At 62.4% G+C, this 2,878-nt stretch carries 1 protein-coding gene and 1 pseudogene; one reads left to right on the top strand and one right to left on the bottom strand.

The window, feature by feature from the left end; all coding sequences use genetic code 11:
- The coding region (rapA, locus tag ACXRVY_RS22745; protein ID WP_458238297.1) for an RNA polymerase-associated protein RapA at positions 1-2,487 on the bottom strand (2,487 nt) is incomplete at its 3' end.
- Positions 2,488-2,703: 216 nt separating this feature from the next.
- On the opposite strand from rapA, the pseudogene ACXRVY_RS22740 reads away from it, so the two are divergent.
- Positions 2,704-2,878, top strand: a pseudogene (locus tag ACXRVY_RS22740) (aspartate-semialdehyde dehydrogenase); the annotation flags it as partial.

Raw genomic sequence — 2,878 nt, 5'->3', positions numbered from 1 at the left:
GGTATCGAGCAGGCAGCGCAGGGCGGCCGGCGGCAGGTAGCGGCCCAGTTGCAGTGAGCGCGGGGCAACCACTTCGCTGACATACAGCAGTTCCAGCAACACGGTGCCCGGCTTCAGCGCCTTGTTCTTGATCAGCGCCACGGCGGTGTTGCCCATCGAGCCGGACAGGACCAGGTCCATGCCACCCTGAACCATCGGGTGCTCCCAGGTGATGAACTGCATATCTTCGCGAGACAGTGCCTGGTTGCGGTCGTAGGTGATGGTCACGCCTTCGTCGTCGCCCAGCGGGAAGCTGGCATCGAGCATTTTTTCGCTCGGCTTGAGGATCAGCGCGTTTTCCGAATGGTCTTCACTGTCGATGCCGAAGGCGTCGAACAGGGTTTCCATGTAGATCGGCAGGGCGAACTGATCATCTTGCTCCAGGATATCTTCCACTAGCGCATCGCCTTCGCCCGCGCCACCGGAGTTCAGCTCCAGCAAGCGGTCGCGACCGGTGTGCAGCTCGTCTTCCAGACGCTCACGCTCGGCGCGGGCTTCGTCGATCAGCGCTTGCCACTCGCCATCGTCGGCCTCTTCCAGCAGCGGCAGCAGGCGCGGGCCGAACTGATGCTGCAAGGCGTTGCCGGTCGGGCAGGTGTTGAGGAATGCGTTCAGTGCTTCGTGGTACCACTGGAACAGACGCTCTTGCGGGCTGGTTTCCAGATACGGCACGTGCAGTTCGATGATGTGCTTCTGGCCGATCCGGTCCAGACGACCGATGCGTTGCTCCAGCAGGTCCGGGTGGGACGGCAGGTCGAACAGCACCAGGTGATGGGAGAACTGGAAGTTGCGACCTTCACTGCCGATTTCCGAGCAGATCAGCACTTGCGCGCCAAACTCTTCATCGGCGAAGTAGGCGGCGGCGCGGTCACGCTCGAGGATGTTCATACCTTCGTGGAACACCGTGGCCGGGATGCCCGAGCGCACGCGCAGGGCGTCTTCCAGATCCATGGCGGTTTCGGCGTGGGCGCAGATCACCAGCACTTTGGTGCGCTTGAGCATCTTCAGCTGATCGATCAACCATTCGACGCGGGGGTCGAATTTCCACCAGCGTTCTTCTTCGCTGGTATCCGGCTGGGCCTGGAAACTGACTTCCGGGTACAACTCGGCGTGATCGCCCAATGGCAGTTCGAGGTATTGGTCCGGGCACGGCAGCGGGTACGGGTGCAGCTTGCGCTCCGGGAAACCCTGCACGGCGGCGCGGGTGTTACGGAACAGCACGCGGCCGGTGCCGTGGCGGTCGAGCAGTTCGCGCACGAGGCGCGCGCTGGCTTCGGTATCGCCATCGTTGACGGCGGCCAGCAGGGCTTCGCCTTCGTTGCCGAGGAAACCGTGGATGGTCTTGTGGGCTTGTGGCGACAGGCGTCCCTTGTCCAGCAACTCCTGAACGGCTTCAGCCACCGGGCGATAGTTTTCGCTCTCGGCGCGGAAGGCTTGCAGGTCGTGGAAACGGTTCGGGTCGAGCAGGCGCAGACGAGCGAAGTGGCTGTCCTGGCCCAGTTGTTCCGGGGTGGCGGTCAACAGCAGCACGCCGGGAATGGTTTCGGCAAGTTGCTCGACCAGCGAGTATTCAGGGCTGACCTGATCTTCGTGCCACACCAGGTGATGAGCTTCGTCGACCACCAGCAAGTCCCAGCCGGCCGCGAACAACGCATCCTGGGCTTTCTCGTCGTCCACCAGCCACTCAAGCGCGACCAGCGCGAGTTGGGTGTCTTCGAACGGGTTGCTGGCATCGCTTTCGATGAAGCGCTCTTCGTCGAACAGCGCGACCTGCAGGTTGAAACGGCGGCGCATCTCGACCAGCCACTGGTGCTGCAGGTTTTCCGGGACCAGGATCAGCACACGGCTGGCGCGGCCCGAGAGCAATTGGCGATGGATAACCAGGCCGGCTTCGATGGTTTTGCCCAGGCCCACTTCATCGGCCAGCAGAACCCGTGGCGCGATGCGGTCGGCGACTTCGCGGGCAATGTGCAACTGGTGCGCGATCGGTTGCGCACGCACGCCGCCCAGGCCCCAAAGGGAGGACTGCAACTGGCGGCTGGTGTGTTCCAGAGTGTGATAACGCAGGGAAAACCAGGCCAGCGGGTCGATCTGGCCGGCGAACAGACGGTCGCTGGCCAGGCGGAACTGGATGAAGTTCGACAGTTGGGTTTCCGGCAGGGTGACCACTTCGTTCTGCCCGTTGAGGCCGTGGTAAACCAGCAGGCCATCAATGTCGTCGACTTCGCGGACGGTCAGTTTCCAGCCTTCGAAGTGAGTGATGGAGTCACCCGGCGAAAACCGCACGCGGGTCAGAGGCGCATTCCGTAGCGCGTACTGGCGGGTGTCGCCAGTGGCCGGGTAGAGCACGGTCAACAAGCGACCGTCCTGTGCCAGAACGGTGCCTAAACCCAGCTCGGCTTCGCTGTCACTGATCCAGCGTTGCCCCGGTTGATACTGCTGCGCCATGCTGCCTGACTCCCACCTGAAAAAGCCGGCTATCTTAACGGAATGAGGGCTTCAGGGCCAAAGGACTCTCAGAAAAACTCACAGTCTTACGTTAGTCCACCTGTGCATGGTGCGCCGCCAGGTGCACTAATGAGTGCCAATCGGGTCACAGTTTGCGACCGATGGCTCAAGTCGCCATCCCCGCAGCCGACAGCCTGCTGACAGGAGACCGAAACCATGCTGCCACCGATGCTCCCCCTGAGTGCCGTGCCGATCACTTCGCAAACCGACCCGATCCGCCAGCGTCCGGACATTCCACCGGTGGTGCCGGTGCAGGAAAGCTCCAGTGAAAGCACCATTGACCTGCAAAAGCGCAATCCTGAAGAGGACGGGTTAGTGCTGCGCGAGGAAC

This window comes from Pseudomonas sp. P5_A2_2, from assembly GCF_054177685.1.
This window is presented reverse-complemented; position numbering and strand designations above follow the sequence as displayed.